General features: G+C 73.0%; 14 protein-coding genes and 1 pseudogene. 6 read left to right on the top strand and 9 right to left on the bottom strand.

Going from position 1 to position 17,030, the window contains the following annotated elements; genetic code table 11:
* The first annotated feature begins 61 nt into the window (after positions 1 to 61).
* Together ABZ898_RS28295 and ABZ898_RS28300 are read left to right on the top strand one after the other, a co-directional pair.
* Positions 62 to 1,408 carry an MFS transporter gene (locus ABZ898_RS28295; protein ID WP_361664855.1) on the top strand — a complete coding sequence of 449 codons (1,347 nt, stop codon included), beginning with the start codon at positions 62 to 64 and terminating at the stop codon, positions 1,406 to 1,408.
* A 267-nt stretch (positions 1,409 to 1,675) separates the two neighbouring features.
* On the top strand, positions 1,676 to 2,050 hold the full coding sequence (locus ABZ898_RS28300) for an RNA polymerase-binding protein RbpA (protein ID WP_003977404.1): 375 nt from the start codon (positions 1,676 to 1,678) through the stop codon (positions 2,048 to 2,050).
* Between the two features lie 124 nt (positions 2,051 to 2,174).
* On the opposite strand, the gene fxsA is transcribed toward ABZ898_RS28300, so the two are convergent.
* The 4 genes from fxsA to ABZ898_RS28320 form a co-directional block, all read right to left on the bottom strand.
* On the bottom strand, positions 2,175 to 2,741 hold the full coding sequence (gene fxsA, locus ABZ898_RS28305) for an FxsA family membrane protein (protein WP_361664815.1): 567 nt from the start codon (positions 2,739 to 2,741) through the stop codon (positions 2,175 to 2,177).
* A 77-nt stretch (positions 2,742 to 2,818) separates the two neighbouring features.
* Positions 2,819 to 3,607, bottom strand: a complete 789-nt coding sequence (locus ABZ898_RS28310) for a polyprenol monophosphomannose synthase (RefSeq protein ID WP_361664818.1) — start codon at positions 3,605 to 3,607, stop codon at positions 2,819 to 2,821.
* A gap of 554 nt (positions 3,608 to 4,161) precedes the next feature.
* Positions 4,162 to 5,766 (bottom strand): amidohydrolase, encoded by a 1,605-nt coding sequence (locus ABZ898_RS28315; RefSeq protein ID WP_361664821.1) that lies wholly within the window; start codon positions 5,764 to 5,766, stop codon positions 4,162 to 4,164.
* Between the two features lie 61 nt (positions 5,767 to 5,827).
* The gene (locus ABZ898_RS28320) at positions 5,828 to 6,271 is read right to left on the bottom strand and encodes an Lrp/AsnC family transcriptional regulator (protein ID WP_361664824.1); all 444 of its coding nucleotides are present in this window, start codon (positions 6,269 to 6,271) and stop codon (positions 5,828 to 5,830) included.
* A gap of 235 nt (positions 6,272 to 6,506) precedes the next feature.
* Here ABZ898_RS28320 and ABZ898_RS28325 point away from each other — a divergent pair, with 235 nt between their 5' ends.
* Entirely contained in the window at positions 6,507 to 6,950 is a 444-nt protein-coding gene (locus ABZ898_RS28325) for a hypothetical protein (protein WP_361664827.1), read from the top strand.
* A 157-nt stretch (positions 6,951 to 7,107) separates the two neighbouring features.
* Positions 7,108 to 7,344, top strand: coding sequence for a hypothetical protein (locus ABZ898_RS28330; protein ID WP_361664830.1), 237 nt, complete (start codon positions 7,108 to 7,110; stop codon positions 7,342 to 7,344).
* Here the strand turns inward: ABZ898_RS28330 and ABZ898_RS28335 are convergent.
* From ABZ898_RS28335 to ABZ898_RS28355, 5 genes are all read right to left on the bottom strand, one after another.
* Complete coding sequence (locus ABZ898_RS28335) at positions 7,307 to 8,479, bottom strand: acyl-CoA dehydrogenase (protein ID WP_361664833.1); 1,173 nt, start codon at positions 8,477 to 8,479, stop codon at positions 7,307 to 7,309. The genes ABZ898_RS28330 and ABZ898_RS28335 overlap by 38 nt on opposite strands.
* A gap of 219 nt (positions 8,480 to 8,698) precedes the next feature.
* Positions 8,699 to 9,397, bottom strand: a complete 699-nt coding sequence (locus ABZ898_RS28340; protein WP_361664837.1) for a TetR/AcrR family transcriptional regulator — start codon at positions 9,395 to 9,397, stop codon at positions 8,699 to 8,701.
* 131 nt (positions 9,398 to 9,528) lie between these two features.
* Positions 9,529 to 10,899: a peptidase C39 family protein gene (locus ABZ898_RS28345; RefSeq protein WP_361664840.1), complete on the bottom strand. Its 1,371-nt coding sequence runs from the start codon at positions 10,897 to 10,899 to the stop codon at positions 9,529 to 9,531.
* Positions 10,900 to 11,126: 227 nt separating this feature from the next.
* Complete coding sequence (locus ABZ898_RS28350) at positions 11,127 to 12,668, bottom strand: amino acid permease (protein ID WP_361664843.1); 1,542 nt, start codon at positions 12,666 to 12,668, stop codon at positions 11,127 to 11,129.
* Between the two features lie 44 nt (positions 12,669 to 12,712).
* On the bottom strand, positions 12,713 to 13,669 hold the full coding sequence (locus ABZ898_RS28355) for a hypothetical protein (protein WP_361664845.1): 957 nt from the start codon (positions 13,667 to 13,669) through the stop codon (positions 12,713 to 12,715).
* 253 nt (positions 13,670 to 13,922) lie between these two features.
* Between ABZ898_RS28355 and ABZ898_RS28360 the strand changes: the two are divergent.
* Positions 13,923 to 14,606: pseudogene (locus tag ABZ898_RS28360) on the top strand (hypothetical protein).
* A gap of 390 nt (positions 14,607 to 14,996) precedes the next feature.
* Positions 14,997 to 16,859: an AAA family ATPase gene (locus ABZ898_RS28365; protein WP_361664858.1), complete on the top strand. Its 1,863-nt coding sequence runs from the start codon at positions 14,997 to 14,999 to the stop codon at positions 16,857 to 16,859.
* The last annotated feature ends 171 nt before the right edge of the window (positions 16,860 to 17,030 follow it).

A 17,030-nucleotide genomic window follows, 5' to 3' on the forward strand; every position in this document is an offset into this window, starting at 1 on the left:
CGGACCCCGCGACGCCTCCCCCGCCTCGGCGGGCACGGCGCGGGGAAAGCGAGGGCGCGGGGTGGGCATCGGCACCGTGCGGGCGAAGGCGCCCGACGAGACGGCCGCGCTGCGGCGCGAGCAGCGCGGCTGGTACGTGTACGACTGGGCGTGCTCGGTGTACTCCACGAGCGTCCTGACCGTGTTCCTCGGCCCGTACCTGACCGCGGTGGCCCGGAACGCGGCGGACGCCGGGGGCTATGTGCATCCGCTCGGCCTGCCGGTGCGGGCGGGCTCGTTCTTCGCCTACGCGGTCTCCCTGTCCGTGATCGTCGCGGTGCTGGTGATGCCCCTGGTGGGCAGCCTGGCCGACCGCACGGGGCGCAAGAAGCCGCTCCTGGCGGCGGCCGCGTACACCGGGGCGGCCGCGACGGCGGGCATGTTCTTCCTGGACGGCCACCGGTACCTGCTCGGCGGGCTGCTGCTGGTGGTGGCCAATGCCGCGCAGTCGGTCGGGATGATGCTCTACAACTCCTACCTGCCCCAGATCGCCCCGCCCGCCGACCGCGACGCGGTCTCCTCGCGCGGCTGGGCCTTCGGCTACGCGGCGGGCTCCCTGATGCTGGTCGCCGACCTGGTGCTGTACTCGGCGCACGACTCCTTCGGCCTGTCGGAGACCGCCGCCGTGCGGGTGTGCCTGGCGTCGGCCGGGCTGTGGTGGGGCGCCTTCGCGCTGGTGCCGCTGCGCCGGCTGCGCGACCGGCACGCGCGCGTGGAGGGCACCGCCCCGACCGGGCTCCGCCAGCTGGCGGCGACGGTGCGGGACATGCGCCGCCACCCCCGCACCCTGGCCTTCCTGCTGGCGTACCTCGTCTACAACGACGGCATCCAGACGGTGATCACCCAGGCGTCGGTGTACGGCTCGGAGGAGCTGGGGCTCGGCCAGTCCACGCTGATCGGCGCGGTGCTGCTGGTGCAGGTGCTGGCGGTGGCGGGCGCGCTGGCGATGGGCCGGCTCGCGCGGACCTTCGGCGCGCAGCGCACGATCCTCGGCTCCCTGGTCGCCTGGACGCTCACACTGGCGGCCGGGTACTTCCTGCCGGCCGGGGCGCCGGTGTTCTTCTACGTGCTGGCGGCCGGGATCGGCCTGGTGCTCGGCGGCAGCCAGGCGCTGTCCCGCTCGCTGTTCTCGCACCTGGTCCCGCCGGGCAAGGAGGCGGAGTACTTCTCCGCGTACGAGCTGAGCGACCGGGGCATGAGCTGGCTCGGCCCGCTGCTGTTCGGGGTGACCTACCAGCTCAGCGGGAGCTACCGCTCGGCCATCGTCTCGCTGGTGGCCTTCTTCGTGATCGGCTTCGTGCTGCTGGCGCGGGTGCCGGTGCGGCGTGCGATCGGCGAGGCGGGGAATCCGGTCCCCGAGAGGATTTAGCGTTCAACACGAAAGGGCGGTAGTGTACGCGTTTGGCCTGCCAGGCGTACCGTTACTGCGCGTCAAAGACAGCGAAACGCTGGGTCATATCTGCGTGTAGATGTGACAAACCGGGCGTGTGTGGGTACAACAAGGGGCGGCTACGACGGCGACGCACGACCCGGAACGGGACTCGGAACGGGAATCTTTACCGCCGACCGGACGTTGACCGGATGACGACGACAGCGACACCTGTCCTGTGGGCGACAAGCCCGGGAGGCACGATTCATGAGTGAGCGAGCTCTTCGCGGTACGCGCCTCGTGGTGACCAGCTACGAGACGGACCGCGGTATCGACCTGGCCCCGCGCCAGGCCGTGGAGTACGCATGCGAGAAGGGGCATCGTTTCGAGATGCCCTTCTCGGTCGAGGCGGAGATTCCGCCGGAGTGGGAGTGCAAGGTCTGCGGGGCCCAGGCACTCCTGGTCGACGGCGACGGCCCTGAGGAGAAGAAGGCCAAGCCCGCGCGTACCCACTGGGACATGCTGATGGAACGACGCACCCGCGAGGAACTCGAAGAGGTCCTCGAGGAGCGTCTGGCGGTCCTTCGTTCGGGCGCGATGAACATCGCGGTACACCCGCGCGACAGCCGCAAGTCGGCGTAGCCCCGAGGGGCAGCGCCGTATCGAGCGCACAGAAGAACCGCGGGCGCCGTACATTTCAGGATGTACGGAGCCCGCGGTTCTTCGTTGTCCGGGCCGCCCACGCCGCCCAGCGGCCCTGGGGCGTTCAGCGGTTCAGCGGCGGCCGGGGCTCGTCGGTGGAGTCGGTGGAGTCGTCGCGCCGCTCGCGGACGACCTCGCCCTGCACCACCTTGCCGTCGGGGCGGTGGATCCGGGCCTGCTGGAAGGCGTCACCGAAGGAGCCCGGCGCGGCCCCGCCCAGGCGGCGGTTCACCAGGTGCTCGGTACGGCCGCGCACGAGGTGCTGCACCGGGGGCAGGAGCAGCAGCAGTCCGGCCACGTCGGAGAGCATGCCGGGGAGCATCAGGAGCAGTCCGGCGAGCATCAGCAGGCCGTTGCTCCCCCCGCCCGAGGAGGGCGCGGTGCCGCGCCGCAGCGCCTCGTCGAGGTTGCGGAAGGCACGGCGGCCGGCCCGCTTGACGACGACCGCTCCCGCGACGCAGCCCGCGGCCAGGATCAGGAACACGGCGAGGCCCCCGGCCGCGTCCGCGACCAGGATCAGCAGCCAGATCTCCAGCACCAGCCAGGCGGCGATGCCCAGGGGCAGATACCTGCGGAGCGCCGAACGCCGGGGCCGCCCGGAGCGGGGAGGGGTGGATGCGCCAGTCGTCATGCTTCCAGTGTGCCTGGGCCCGGCTGAGCGCCGCGTAAGGGGTGGACCGCCGTCCGCCCGGCCGGACCCGCCGGGCGCTACTTGCCCTTGGCCTTGATCTTGCCCACGCGGTCGCCCACGCCCCACGCGGTGACCCGCCACAGGGCCTCGACGAGGATGTCCCGGCTCATCTTGGAGTCGCCGAACTCGCGCTCCACGAAGGTGATGGGGACCTCAACCACGTGGTATCCGGCCTTGACCGCGCGGCGGGCCAGGTCGACCTGGAAGCAGTAGCCCTGGGAGGCGACCTCCTCCAGACCGAGCCCCTGGAGCGTCTCGGCGCGGAAGGCGCGGTAGCCGCCGGTGATGTCGCGCAGCGGCAGGTCGAGGGCGATGCGCGAGTACAGGCTGCCGCCGCGGGAGATGACCTCGCGGGACCTCGGCCAGTTCACGACCCGGCCGCCGGGCACCCAGCGCGAGCCGAGCACCAGGTCGGCGCCCTTGAGCGCGGTCAGCAGGCGGGGCAGCTCCTCGGGCTGGTGGGAGCCGTCGGCGTCCATCTCGACCAGGACGCCGTAGCCGTGCTCCATCCCCCAGCGGAACCCGGCGAGGTAGGCGGCGCCCAGCCCCTCCTTGCCCTTGCGGTGCAGCACCTGGACGTGGTCGTCCGCGACGGCCAGCTCGTCGGCCAGCTTGCCGGTGCCGTCCGGGCTGTTGTCGTCCGCCACGAGGACGTGCGCCTCGGGGACGGCCTTGCGTACCCGGCCCACGATGGTCTTGATGTTCTCCGCCTCGTTGTAGGTCGGAATGATCACCAAGGCCGTGCCGAGCGGACCGAACTGCCGCCCCTGGGCCTTGGCCGCGAGGGTCCCGTCGCCGTCGTTCACTGCTGCCCCTTCATGTCGTGCGCAGGCACCCACCATAGTGGTCACGGCCTGCGATGACGCGGCGGCGCGGGCCTCGGGAGGTGTGGGAAGCAGGCGAGCTGGGCAGGAGCGCGCTTTTCGGCGGTTCTCCCCCGCGTTTCCCGCGGCTCCCACCCGGCGGATGGGGGCCCGGCGCCCTTCGGGCCGACCTGGGACCCGCTGGCTGCGGATCGACCGAGAGCCGTTGTCTACTGAGCGCGCGGGCCCCATCCGGGTCACACCTTGCCGACCGGCCGGAGCGCTCCCTCGTCGGCGCGAGCACTGCGCCTGGCTGCCGTCGACGGTGCCCCGGTACGGCACACCGCCCTGACCCAGTGGCGCCGCGACGAGTGTGCGAACACTCCCCGGTCGAACGTCCGGTGGTGGACGCGGCCGAACCTACCGGCCCGCCGCCGTCGGCTGTCAACACCCCCCTGAACAGGGCGCATGTCGGAAAAATGCGGAAAATGGCGAGGATGCGCAGGTCGGGCGGCCGGGCGGTGCCACCCGTTCGGCGGGACGGCGGGGGCGGGAGATCACTCGCTCGGCCGCACGTACACCGTCCGCCCCGCCACCACCGTGCGCAGGCAGAGCGGGAGTCCGGTGCCGGGGGTGAGGTCGGGCAGGCCCGGGGTGCCCGATCGCGGGTCGGTGGACCAGCGCGCCACCCGGTCGTCGGGGGCCTGCACGATCAGGTCCCCGGTGTGCCAGACCGCGTAGTCGGCGGGCGCGCCCGGCACCAGGACACCCGCGTCGTCCCGGCCGATGGCGCGCCAGCCGCCGCGCGTGTGCGCGGTGAACGCGGCGCGCACCGAGACCCGGTGCCCGGGCGTGCGGTGGAAGGCGGCGGCACGGACGGTGCCCCACGGGTCCAGCGGGGTCACCGGGCTGTCGGAGCCGAAGGCGAGGGGCACCCCGGCGCGCAGCAGGGCCGCGTACGGATTGAGGGTGCGGGCCCGCTCGGCGCCCAGGCGGCGGGCGTACATGCCGTCGTCGCCGCCCCAGACCGCGTCGAAGGCGGGCTGCACGGAGGCGATCAGGCCCAGCTCGGCGAAGGCGGCGACGGTGCCGGGGGTGAGCATCTCGGCGTGTTCGACGCGGTGCCGGGCGGCCCGGACGCGGGCGAGGCCGACCTTCTCTGCGGCGGCGCGCACGCCCTCGACGACGGCGGTGACGGCGCGGTCGCCGATGGCGTGGAAGCCCGCCTGGAGACCGGCCTCGGTGCAGGCCACGACGTGCTCGGCGACCGCCTCGGCGTCCAGGTAGGCGGTTCCGGTGTGCGGGGCGTCGGCGTAGGGCTCGTGCAGGCAGGCGGTGTGGGAGCCGAGGGCGCCGTCCGCGAAGAGGTCGCCGGCCGCGCCCACCGCGCCCAGTTCGCGGGCCTTGTCGACGTCCTGCTCGGCCCAGTAGCCGACGACACGGGGTCCCGGCACCTCGGCGGCGAGCTTCAGCAGGCCGGTGAAGTCGTCCTCGGAGGAGATCTGCGGGCCGCCGCACTCGTGCACCGAGCCGATGCCGAGGGAGGCCGCGTGGGCGAGCGCGGTGCGCTGGGCCTCGGCGCGCTGGGCCGGGGTGAGGGCGGCGAGGGCGGCCTCGCGGACGGTGTGGTGGTCGTCGGCGGTGAGCGGGGCGTCGGCGCGGCTCACCGTGTCCGGCACCAGCTCCAGCAGGGCGCTGCTGACGACGGCCGAGTGGACGTCGGCGCGGGAGAGGTAGAGCGGGCGGCCGCCGGTGGCGGCGTCCAGCTCGGCGCGGGCCGGCGGCCGGCCGCCGGGCCAGCGGGCGGCGTCCCAGCCGTGGCCCAGCAGCACCCGGTCGGCGGGGCGGGCGGCGGCGAAGTCCCGGACGAGACCGAGGGCCGCCTCCAGCGTGGGCGCGCCGGACAGGTCGAGCCCGGTCAGGGCGAGTCCCGTGGCGGTGGTGTGCACATGGGCGTCGGTGAAGGCGGGGGTGACCAGGGCGCCGTCGAGGTCGACCACCTCGTCCACCCCGTCGGCGAAGGCGTCCGCGGCACCCTCGGAGCCGACCCAGGCGACCTGGCCCCGCTCCACCACCATCGCGGTGGCGAAGGGGTCGGCGGGGCTGTGGACCTCGCCGCGGCGCAGGAGGACGGTCGTGGGGTCGGCGGGCTGCTCACTCATGCCCACCAGTCTCTCCCGTACCCGCGAGGCGCCCCGAACCGGGGCGCGTGTCGGGCGGGGTTCAGGAGATCTTCGGCGGGCGCGCCTCGTACGGGGTGGACAGCACGACCGTGGTGCGGGTGGAGACCCCGGCCAGCGAGCGCAGCCGGGCGAGGAGTTCCTCCAGTTCGTGCGGGGTGGCGACCCGCACCTTGAGGATGTAGTTCTCGTCCCCTGCGACGCTGTGGCACGCCTCGATCTCGGGGACGTCCGCGAGCCGTTCGGCGATGTCGTCAGGGGCGCTGGGGTCGAAGGGTTTGACCGAGATGAAGGCGGTCATCGGCAGCCCGACGGCCTCGGGGTCGACGACGGCGGCGTAGCCGCGGATGACGCCCCGCTGTTCGAGCCGGCGCACCCGCTGGTGCACGGCCGACGTGGACAGGCCCGTGGCCTTGCCCAGGTCCGTGTAGCTCATGCGCCCGTCCTTGACGAGCAGCTCCACGATCTGACGGTCCAGCTCCTCCATGCCGCCAAAACCTACCGTGTGCTCCCGCGCGCGTGCGCGCGGGAGCACTTCGGGGCTCGCTCATGGCGCGGCACGCGGCATCTGGGCGGATATCCACCGTTAGCCTGTGACGAACGCCACACCACTTGAACGCGCTCCGTGAGGTTCTCGCGGTTACCGCCGAGATCCGCCGGGAAGTGCTTGCTGTGGTCGAGGCCGCAGCGCCTTCACGGCCCAGCCTTAGGGGGAGAATCCCATGCAGAGTGTCAAGCGCCCCGTTCGCTCCGTCGCCAAGCGGCAGCAGCAGGTGGTCGAGCCCGAGCCGGAGGGTGTCGAACCCGACGCCTCGGACGCGTACGGCCTCGACGCCGACTACGACACCTTCGAGATGTACCGGGTCATCTGCCCGGACTGCGCGCAGCCCATCGCGCTGCTGGCGGACGAGGAGAGCCTGCCGGAGCACGCGCTGTGCGCGTCGCCGTGGAACCCGTTCGGGCTGACGGCCTGCGCCGGTACGGGCCGCGCGGCGGCCGACGCCCGCCCCGCCGACGAGTCCGCCGCGCCCCAGGAGCAGGACACCGCCCTGCTGCTGACGCTCCCCCAGGGCCTGGACTGGCGCACGCAGCCGTTCTCGCACGTGGGCGGCCCGGGCTCGCGCCCGATGCGCGTGCCCTTCATGCGCGGCCGGGCCGCCGCCTGAGCCGTCCGGGCGGCCACCGTCTCCTGTGACCCCGCACCGGGGCGCCTCGCGCCCCGCCTGCGGGGTCGCGGCGTTCCGGCGGGGTCCGGACGGCGCTGGACTGACGCTCGATTCCGCGCGCCGGTGACCTGCCCGGCCGCGCTCGCGTTGGCCGGGCATGACTCCCACCCAGACGGCCACCGGGCGTCAGCGCCGCGTCTACGTGCCCCGGTCCGCGGAACCGGCCCCGCAGCAGCCGGACCCGCCGATCTACAGCGAGCTGATGCGGGTCTGGGCCGACCGGGGCCGCACACTGCCGGGGCGCCACGACCCGGAGTGGGTCGCGCTGGCCGCCCCGACCGTGCGCAGGGGGCAGTTCAGCGACTCTCCGGCCCCGCCAGATGACGAGCGATGACCATCCGCTGGATCTGGTTGGTGCCCTCGACGATCTGGAGCACCTTGGCCTCGCGCATGTGGCGCTCGGCCGGGAAGTCGGCGGTGTAGCCGTACCCGCCGAGGATCTGCACGGCGTCGATGGTGACCCGCATCGCGGTGTCGGTGCAGTGCAGCTTGGCCATGGCGGCCTGCTTGGCGAACGGCCTGCCCGCGTCCTTCAGCCGGGCCGCGGCCAGGTAGAGCGCCCGGCCGGCCTCGATCTGCGTGGCCATGTCGGCCAGCATGAAGCGCAGTCCCTGGAAGTCGGCGATGGGGTGCCCGAACTGCCGGCGCTCGGTCGCGTAGGACACCGCCTGGTCCAGGGCCGCCTGGGCGACGCCGATGGCGCAGGCGGCTATGCCGAGCCGGCCCGAGTCGAGCGCGGAGAGCGCGATGCCGAAGCCCTGGCCCTCGTCGCCGATCCGGCGGTCGTCCGGGACGCGTACGCCGTCCAGGTGAATCTGGGCGGTGGGGCTGCCCTTGAGCCCCATCTTCTTCTCCGGCGCGGCCGCGCTCAGTCCCTCGGCGTCGCCGGGCACCAGGAACGCGGTGATGCCGCGCGGGCCGTCCTCGCCGGTGCGGGCCATCACGGTGTAGAAGTCGGCGATGCCGCCGTGGGTGATCCACGCCTTGGTGCCGCTGAGCACCCAGTCGTCGCCGTCGCGGACGGCCCTGGTGCGCAGGGAGGCGGCGTCCGAGCCGGAGGACGGCTCGGATAGGCAGTAGGCGCCGAGCAGGCCGCCGCCGAGCATGGCGGGCAGGTGCTCGACGCGCTGCTGCTTGGTGCCGTGGGTGGCGAGGGCGTACGAGGCGAGCGTGTGCACGCTGACGCCGAGGCCGACGGTGAGCCGGGCCGCGGCCAGTTCCTCCAGCACCTGGAGGTAGACCTCGTAGGGCTGCTCCCCGCCGCCGTGCTCGGGGTCGTAGGGCAGGCCCAGCAGGCCCGCCTCCGAGAGCAGGGTGAAGACCTCGCGGGGGAAGCGTCCGGCGTCCTCCTCCTCGGCCGCCTTCGGCGCGATCTCGCGCTGTGCGATGTCCCGGACCAGGGCGAGCAGATCCCTCGCCTCGTCCGTGGGCAGTTGACGCTCCACCGGCTGCGTCTCGCGGTCGGACATGGCGTCGGACTCCTCCCTGTGCGGGCACATCGGCGGATGTGCGCCTTGGGTGGGGCGGCTCCGCGCGATCGCTCCGGTTGCGCCGAGGGCCCGCTTCCGGGTCTCGGAAGCGGCTGACCAGCGGCTTGTGCCGTGAGTATGCCCGATCGGGGACGTCCCGTCACCAGTTAACGACCGCTTACTCGAAGAATCCAGCCGGGACGGTTCGCGGGTGCCCGCTCAGCCGTCGCGGCGGGCCGGCGGCGGTGCCGGGCAGGAGGGGTCCAGCTCCTCGACGGCGCGCAGGGTTCCGCCGAGCGTCTTCACCAGCAGCTCGCCCAGGGCGGCGCGGGTCAGCTCCGGGCGGCCGATCCAGTCGAGCGTGGTGCCCTCGACGCTGCACACCCAGGAGAACAGGCCGGTGCGGGCCAGCGGGCCGATGTCGGTGCGGCCGTAGGCGCCGTCGGCGATGGTGGCGACGATGGCCTCGCGGACCCCGTCCCGGATGGCGTGCACCTCGGCGTCGAAGCCGACGCCGCCGCTGACGATCGTGCGGTACGCGGCCTGGTGGTGCTCGGCGAAGCGGAGGTAGCCGTCGATGGTGCGCTGGAGGCGGTCCACGGCCGGGCGTTCGGCCCCACTGGCGGCGGAGGCGACCAGTTCGGCCACCGAGTCCTGGATGATCGCCAGGTAGTAGCCGCGCTTGGAGCGGAAGTAGTAGTAGATCAGGCCCTTGGCGACGTGGGCCTGGCGGGCGATGTCGTCCATGGACAGCGCGTCGTAGGAGGTGTCCGCGAACAGCCCGCGCCCGATGGAGATGAGTTCGGCGCGGCGGGCGGCGGAGCGTTCGGTGGCGCGTCCCCCGGCCGGGGCTCCCGCGGTGCGGCCCGCGCCCTGGGCCGGAGGGCGGGCGGCGGCGCACTGTTGACCCACGTTCACTTTCCACCCTGGTGTCGGCAGTCGGCGGGACCTTCGCAGTATGGCAGAGGGCGCCGGGCGGCCAGGAGGGCGTCGCGGGGGGCGCACGCGGCGGGCGGCGGGCGGGCCGGAGCCCGTCCGCCGCCCGGCGGTCAGCGCACGCCCACCGCCGCCAGCGCGCGGGACTGGCGCGGGGTCGGGTGCGCCGGGAAGTACAGGTAGCAGACGCCGCCCGTCCCGCTCCTGACCTTGCCCTCCGCGTCGTACCGCTTGGTGCGCAGCCAGATGTTCTCCCACTCGCGCCTGGCGTAGACCCGGCGCACCTCGGGGTCGCTGGGCGACGCCGGGTCGTTGGCGATGACGTCGCCGCCGGCGGTGAAGCCGATGACCGTCATCAGGTGGCCGGAGGTGCCGTAACCGGCCCCGGTCAGCTCGGTCTTGAGGAAGGACTGGGAGGTGATGGCCGGGATGCCCGCCGCGATCAGGGTCTCCAGGTCGGTGAGCGAGGTCAGCCGGGTCACCACGCCCTGGATGCCGGGGAAGGTGGCCGCGTAGGCGGCGTTGAACGGCCAGTTGCCGCAGCCGGTGTACTGGTGGTCGTAGGTGTACCGGGCCGCGTGGTCGACCTGCGGGTCGGCGTAGGAGGGATCGACCCAGGCGAGCTGCTCCGGGGTGAGCCGGCCGCCCCAGTACTCGATGATCATCTGCGAGGAGGTCGGACTGCACCACGCCTCGCCGCCGTTGTCGTACTGCGGGTACTGCCCCTTGTGGATCTCCTGCGAGTAGCGGGGTACGACGAGTTCGCGGGCGAGGCCGGGGGTGGAGGCCGGGACGGTGAAGCGGTCGGGGACGTCGGAGCCCATGGCGCCGGTCCGCCACACGGTCGGGGTGGCGCGGGTGCCCGGCGCCCGGTACAGGGTGAGCCGGAGCCGGTACGCCACGGCGCGCAGGCCGGTGCTCGCGTCGTCGATGGCGAAGGTGTCGGTCCACACCGAGCTCTTGCCGTCGCTCTGGTCGTCCACCGAGGTCCGCTTGATGTCCTCGTCGCCGGCCGCCCAGCGGCCCATCACGTACCAGGGCGCGGTGGTGCCGTCGGAGTAGGCGGCCTCCAGCTCGATCTGGAGCCAGGTGCCGGCCGGGGTGTCGGCGTTCCAGGAGGCGATCAGCTCGGTGGCGGGCACCCGGAGCCGGTGGACCGGGGAGGTCCAGGTGGCGTACTCCCAGGCGGCGGTGGTGCCGGTGTGCGGGTCGGTGTAGTCGACGCGGCCCGCGGGCGCGGCGATGGCGATGCCGGGGCGCCTTCCGGCGACGGTCCGCACGCCGCGTCCGGTACCGCTCCGCCAGTCGGTGTGCGTGGTCCAGGCGCGGTTGTCGACGGGTCGGGCGGGCGCGCGGCCCGAGTCGCCGGCGTCGGCGGCCGCCGGTGCGGTGGCGGCGGACGCGGGTACCGCTCCGGCGGCCATCGCGGCGGCGACGGCCGCGGCGAGGACGGTTCGGCGGGACGGCTGCTGGGCTCTGCTCATGGGCGCGACTACCCCCAGGTGTCCGGGTCGGGACGGTCAGGTGCACGGTTGTGCGCCAACTATGGAGCAGGCGACATGCCCCTGCCAGCACTTCGGCGCATGCCGCGCCCACGAATATTGGTCTCGGCCAATGGCGGACGCGGTACGGAGACATGACGCGGCCCCGGTGCGGGCGGTCCAGCCGCGCACCGGGGCCCCGTCATGGCAGGCTCATGTCACCCAGGGGCTCAGACCAGGTCCATCGCCGCGACCTCGTCGGGGCGGCCGTAGCTGACCGGGCCCTGGAAGCGGCGGCGGGCGGTGGTGAACCACCACACCGTGGCGATGAGCAGCACGACCGCGAGCGCGATCGGGGCGTAGTTGAAGGAGTCCACGGTGATCGGGGACGCCTGCGGCAGCATGAACAGCACGCTGCTGAGGAGAATCCAGGTCACCGCGGCCCAGCCGATCGGCCGGCCCCAGCGGCCCAGGTGCCAGGGGCCGGGCTGGAACTCGTCGCCGAGCCGCAGCCGCAGGAAGATCGGCACCGCGTAGGCGAGGAAGAGCCCGACCACGTTGACGCTGACGATCGCGGTGAACGCGGTGTGGGACCACCAGCCGGGCAGCACCAGGGCGAGCGAGCAGCCGACGGCGAGCCACACCGCCTTGACGGGCGTCCGGGTGCGCGGCGAGACCGAGTGCCACCAGCGGGAGCCGGGCATGGCGCCGTCGCGGGAGAAGGCGAAGATCTGCCGGGTGTTGCTGGTGAGGTTGGCCAGGCCGCAGAAGAGCATGGCGCCGATCACGATGAGGAGCATGACCTTGGCCGCGCCGATGCCGAGCCCGTCGATGAGGATCTGCACGGGCGGCGCGTCCGAGCCGGCCACCTTGGCGTAGTCGCCGATGCTGTAGACGAGCGCGAGCATCAGGATCAGGCCGGTGATCGCCGAATAGCCGATGGCGCGGGTGATGCCCTTCGGCGCGTTGACCGTCGCCTGGACCGTTTCCTCCGACATGTGGAAGCTGCCGTCGAAGCCGGTGAAGGTCCAGCTCGTGACCAGCAGGCCCAGCATGCCGCCGTAAAGGCCGTTGGTGAAGCCGGTGTTGTTCTCGAAATGCGTCACGAAGGACGCCGACTGATGATGATCGGGAATCACGATGAGTGCGCCCACGATCACCACGAGTCCGATCAGCAGCCACCACACGGAAATCCGGTTCAGCAGCGCGACGAGCTGGACCGTGTAGGTGTTGGCGAGCCCCTGGAGCACGATGATCAGCGCCGTGATCAGCACCGTCTGGTGGGCGGTGGGCTCGTAGGACGTCCACTGCAGGGCGACGAACGCCTGGATGAAGGTGGCCGCGGCGTACCCCGTGGCGGCGGTGCCGCCGATCTGGCCGACGAAGTTCAGCCACCCGGTGAACCAGGACCAGGCGCCCTTGTGCCGCTTGGCGAGTTTACCGGCGGAGAAATACAGCGCCCCGCTCGTCGGAAAGGCGGAAGCGACCTCCGCCATGGCGGCTCCGATGAACAGCACCATCACCGAGACGCCGATCCAGCCGAACACGAGAATGCGGGGCCCGCCCGCGCTCAGACCGAATCCGAAGGACGAGAAAATACCCGAGAGGATATTGATGATGGTGAAGGAGATCGCGAAATTGTCGAACGCCTTGAACCGGCGCGTCAGAGCGCGCGGATAACCCATGGCGTGGAGGGTCGCGTCGTCGTCGAGCACGACCGGTTCCTCGGCCGCCGGGGCCTTGACCCCTGGCGGCGATATCCGTTCCGACACTGATCTGCCTTTCTGTTGGGGGGTGGACGCGGTGGATGCGGTTCTCAGGCGGGCCCGGGGACGGCCAGGCCGCAGGCGCGCCGGGCCCGGGAGAGCTGTTCGGCTGGGTCGCCGAAGGCGCTCCAGGGCATGCGCGAGGCGTAGGGGCCCATCGCCGCGAAGACCGCCCGTGCCTCGAACTCGCTCTGGCCCATGACCAGGGCGTGCGCGAGGTAGGCCAGGTCCAGCACGGGGGTGAAGCGGCTGCGGGGCACCGCGGGCAGCCAGTTGCGGTAGGCGGCAAGCGCGGTGGAGCGCCACTGCGGCTGCTCCCAGACCCGGTCGGCGAGCAGCTGGGTCGGGTTGTAGCTCTCCACCAGCGCGACCAGCGGCAGCAGCCGGAGCGCGGAGTCGGCGGGCGCGCGCTGGCTGAGGAAGGCGGCCACGTCCCACGCGGCGTTGACCGAGCCGCCGTGTCGGGTGAAGAAGAAAGAGAGGAAGCGGTGGTGGCCCTCGCGGTGCCAGGGGTCCAGGGACAGGATGTGGGCGAACAGCCGCCAGGGGCCGGGCGGCGCGGTGAGCAGACCCTGCGGCGCGGGCTCGCGCAACTGGTGCAGGCGGGCCATGGCCAGCTTGGCGACCCAGGGGGTGGGGTCGTCGGGGGCGAGGGCGGCGGCGCGCTCGCAGGCGGTCAGCGCGATGCGCTCCAGCGCCTCGGCGCGTTCGTCGCGCGCGTCGGCGGCCCGCATCGCGCGCTGCACGGCGACGCGGGCCCACATCAGCGCGGCCTCGGGCGACGGCTCCTCCGCGACCCAGCGCTCGACGAGGTCGGTGCCCGCCGCCTCCGAGGCCAGCACCAGCGAACGGTGGGCGCGCAGGGCGAAATCGGACCGCGTCTCGGCGAGGGCCTCGTAGGCGTAGCGATGACGCCCGGCGCGGACGTCGACGCAGACGCTCGCCAGGACGCGGTCGTCGGCCGCCGGGTGCCAGACGTACTGCCCCTCGAATAACTCCGCGGCCATGCTCCCCTGTCCGTCCCGATACGACGCGTCGCAGTTGTGCAGGAGGCACCTTACTCACCGGCCGACGCACCTGGAACGCCTAATTTCACATATCGGTCGGCGGATTCCGAGCGAAAATCCCCACCGATTGACCCAAGTTCAGCACACGGTTCGGGAAGTCCCGATTCACCGCCTCCGGACACCGCCCCCATCGGCCCCTACTACACTCTTTCCGGCAGAACTCCGCACACCGCACCACACGTCAGGAATCGCCATTCACGACCTCGCCGGCCGCCTGCGCGGCCTGACTCCGTCCCTGGGGCCGGTCCGGCTCGTCGGTGTCGACGGGCACGCGGGCTCCGGCAAGTCCACCTTCGCCGCCCGCCTGGCCGCCGCGCTCGGCGGGGCGCCGGTGCTGCACCTGGACGACATCGCCTGCCACGGCGAACTCTTCTCCTGGACCGCCCGCCTGACCGCCCAGGTGATCGAGCCGCTCGGCCGGGGCGAGAGCGCGCGGTACACCCCCTACGACTGGAACCTGCGCGCCTTCGGCCCGCCGCGCCCGCTGCCGCCCGCCCCCGTGATCCTGGTGGAGGGGGTGGGGGCGGGACGCCGGGCGCTGCGCCCGCACCTGGCGTCGCTGCTGTGGATGGAGCTGCCCGCCCGGGAGTCCTGGGCGCGCGGCCGCCGGCGGGACGGCGAGGCCCAGCGGGAGTTCTGGGACGGCTGGACGCGGGCGGAGCGCGCGCACTTCGCCGCCGACCCCTCGCGCCCCCACGCGGACCTCCTGGTGCGCGCGACACCGCAGGGGTACGAGGTACTGCCAGGACCCGCGAGCCCCCCGTGAGCCGGTCCGGCGTGGCCCGATCGAGCCCATTTCCTCACTCAGGGTGACACGCCATCCGCAGTGTGTCGAACATGTGAAGGAGTCGGCACCGGAACTTCGCCGGGAGCCTGAACTCGGCTTGACCGGGGGCCCGTACAGGTCTTACGTTCTCCACACGCGCTCCCACGAGGGGCGCCGGAAGACACGAAGCCCCCGATCGTTCCCCCGTGATCGGGGGCTTCGTTCTGCCCGGAGCCGGTTTCCGGGGCGCCGAACGCGTCGTTCCGATCACCCTGGGTGACCGCGCCCCATGCGCCCCGCATGCTCCCACCTCGTCGAATGCCCTCTGCGGCACCCTTCGGCAGCCGGTCCCCCCACGGGTACGATGCCCTCGGTGCGACCTTCTGGCGACAGCCTCGCGCACCGGCAACTCCGGTCCGCGGTAGAGCGGTTCGACCGCGGCGACCGCCGAGCGCCTGCCCGGTGGGCAACCAACGGGGGGCACGGTTCGTGGGGGACGTGATGGACTTCGGCACCCAGGGCCCCGAGGCCCCGGCCGACCTCGCCTGGATGCGAGGCGTGGACGCCTACACGATGGGCGCCTACCCGCAGGCGGAGGAGGAGTTCCGCGCCGCGGCGCGGATGGACCCGGGGATGGCCGACGCCTGGCTCGGACTGCACGCCCTCCGGGTCGACACCACCACCGCGTTACTGCGGATGTACCGGCACCGCGACCGCTTCGGCGAACAGCGCGCCCGCCACCGCCGCGCCCTCAACTCCTGGTACTGGCTCGGCTGGTGGGTGCAGCCGGTACTGGAGAGCCCCCGCGACCTGCTGCTGGCGCACGCCTCGCACTGGCTGGACGGCCGCCATGTGCCGGAGCTGGACCGGGCGCTGGCCGGGCTGCCCCCCGTGGACACCGACCCGCAGGTGCGGTTCCTGCACGCCTGCCGCGCCTACCTGGTGAAGGACTGGGACCAGCTGGTCCGTCACACCGACCCGCTGCTTGACGACCCCCTGCTCGGGATAGAGGCGGGCCTGTTCGGCGGCATGGCCCGCGTCCGGCTGGAGACCTACGGCCAGGCCGAGCCGCTGCTGGCGTCCGCCCTGATGCGCTGCCGCAGCGAACAGCCCCAGCGCAAGGAGCTGCGGTACTGGCTGGCCCGCGCCCACGAGGGCACCGGCCGCAGCGCCGCCGCGCTCCCGCTGTACCGGGCCGTGCACCGGGTCGACCCGGCGTTCATGGACACCTCCGCCCGGCTCGCCGCGATCGCCGAGGGCGACGAGTACGACGACCCCGCCGACTTCGCGGCGATCAGCCTGTCCGGCGCCGGGCAGGACACCATGGACGGCCCGGACGGGCTGGACCCCCTCTACGGGGCCGAGGGCCGCGACCTCAGGCTGTCCGAGCCGGACCTGCCGACCGGGCCGCTCCCCTCGGTGCCGGACCGGGCGGTCCGGCTCAAGAGCGGCCTCTCCTCCCCGAACCTGCCGGCCGGTCCGACCGATCCGGGCCTGCTGGAGGAGGCGCTCGCGGAACTGGAGCGCATGGTCGGCCTGGAACCCGTCAAGCGACAGGTCAAGGCGCTCTCCGCGCAGCTGAACATGGCCCGGCTGCGCGCCGGGCAGGGGCTGCCGGTGCAGCCGCCGAAACGGCACTTCGTCTTCTCCGGCCCGTCCGGCACCGGCAAGACCACGGTGGCCCGCATCCTGGGCCGGGTGTTCTACGCCCTCGGCCTGCTCGGCGGCGACCACCTGGTGGAGGCCCAGCGGGCCGACCTGGTCGGGGAGTATCTGGGCCAGACGGCCGTGAAGGCCAATGAGCTGATCGACTCGGCCATCGGCGGAGTCCTCTTCGTGGACGAGGCGTACGCGCTCTCCAACTCCGGGTACGGCAAGGGCGACGCCTACGGCGACGAGGCCCTCCAGGTGCTGCTGAAGCGGGCCGAGGACAACCGGGACCATCTGGTGGTGATCCTCGCCGGGTATCCCGAGGGCATGGACCGCCTGCTGGCCGCCAATCCGGGGCTGTCCTCGCGTTTCACCACCCGGGTGGACTTCCCCTCCTACCGCCCCGTGGAACTCACCGAGATCGGCCGGGTGCTCGCGGCGGAGAACGGCGACGCGTGGGACGAGGAGGCGCTGGAGGAGCTGCGCTCCATCGCCGGGCACGTGGTCGACCAGGGCTGGCTCGACGAACTGGGCAACGGCAGGTTCCTGCGCACGCTGTACGAGAAGAGCTGCGCCTACCGGGATCTGCGGCTGTCCATCTGTCCGGGCACGCTCTCCCGCGAGGACCTGGCCACCCTGCGGCTGCCGGACCTGATGCAGGCGTACGGCGAGGTGCTGTCGGGCCGGGCACCGCAGGACCCGTCGGCGATGTGACGGGCCCCGCGGCTCGCTGCTGCTAGGGCCTGTCTTCCGGATCTTGCCGGGGTCGCGGGGTCTGGAACGCACGTCTGCGGCGTTGTCGTCGGTTGCCGACGCTCCGCGTCGACGCCCTCCTCCGCCTTGCAGCCGCACGCACCAGACCCCGCTCGGGTCGGCCCGAAGGCA

It is taken from the genome of Streptomyces sp. NPDC046860, assembly GCF_040645115.1.
Lineage (GTDB): Bacteria > Actinomycetota > Actinomycetes > Streptomycetales > Streptomycetaceae > Streptomyces.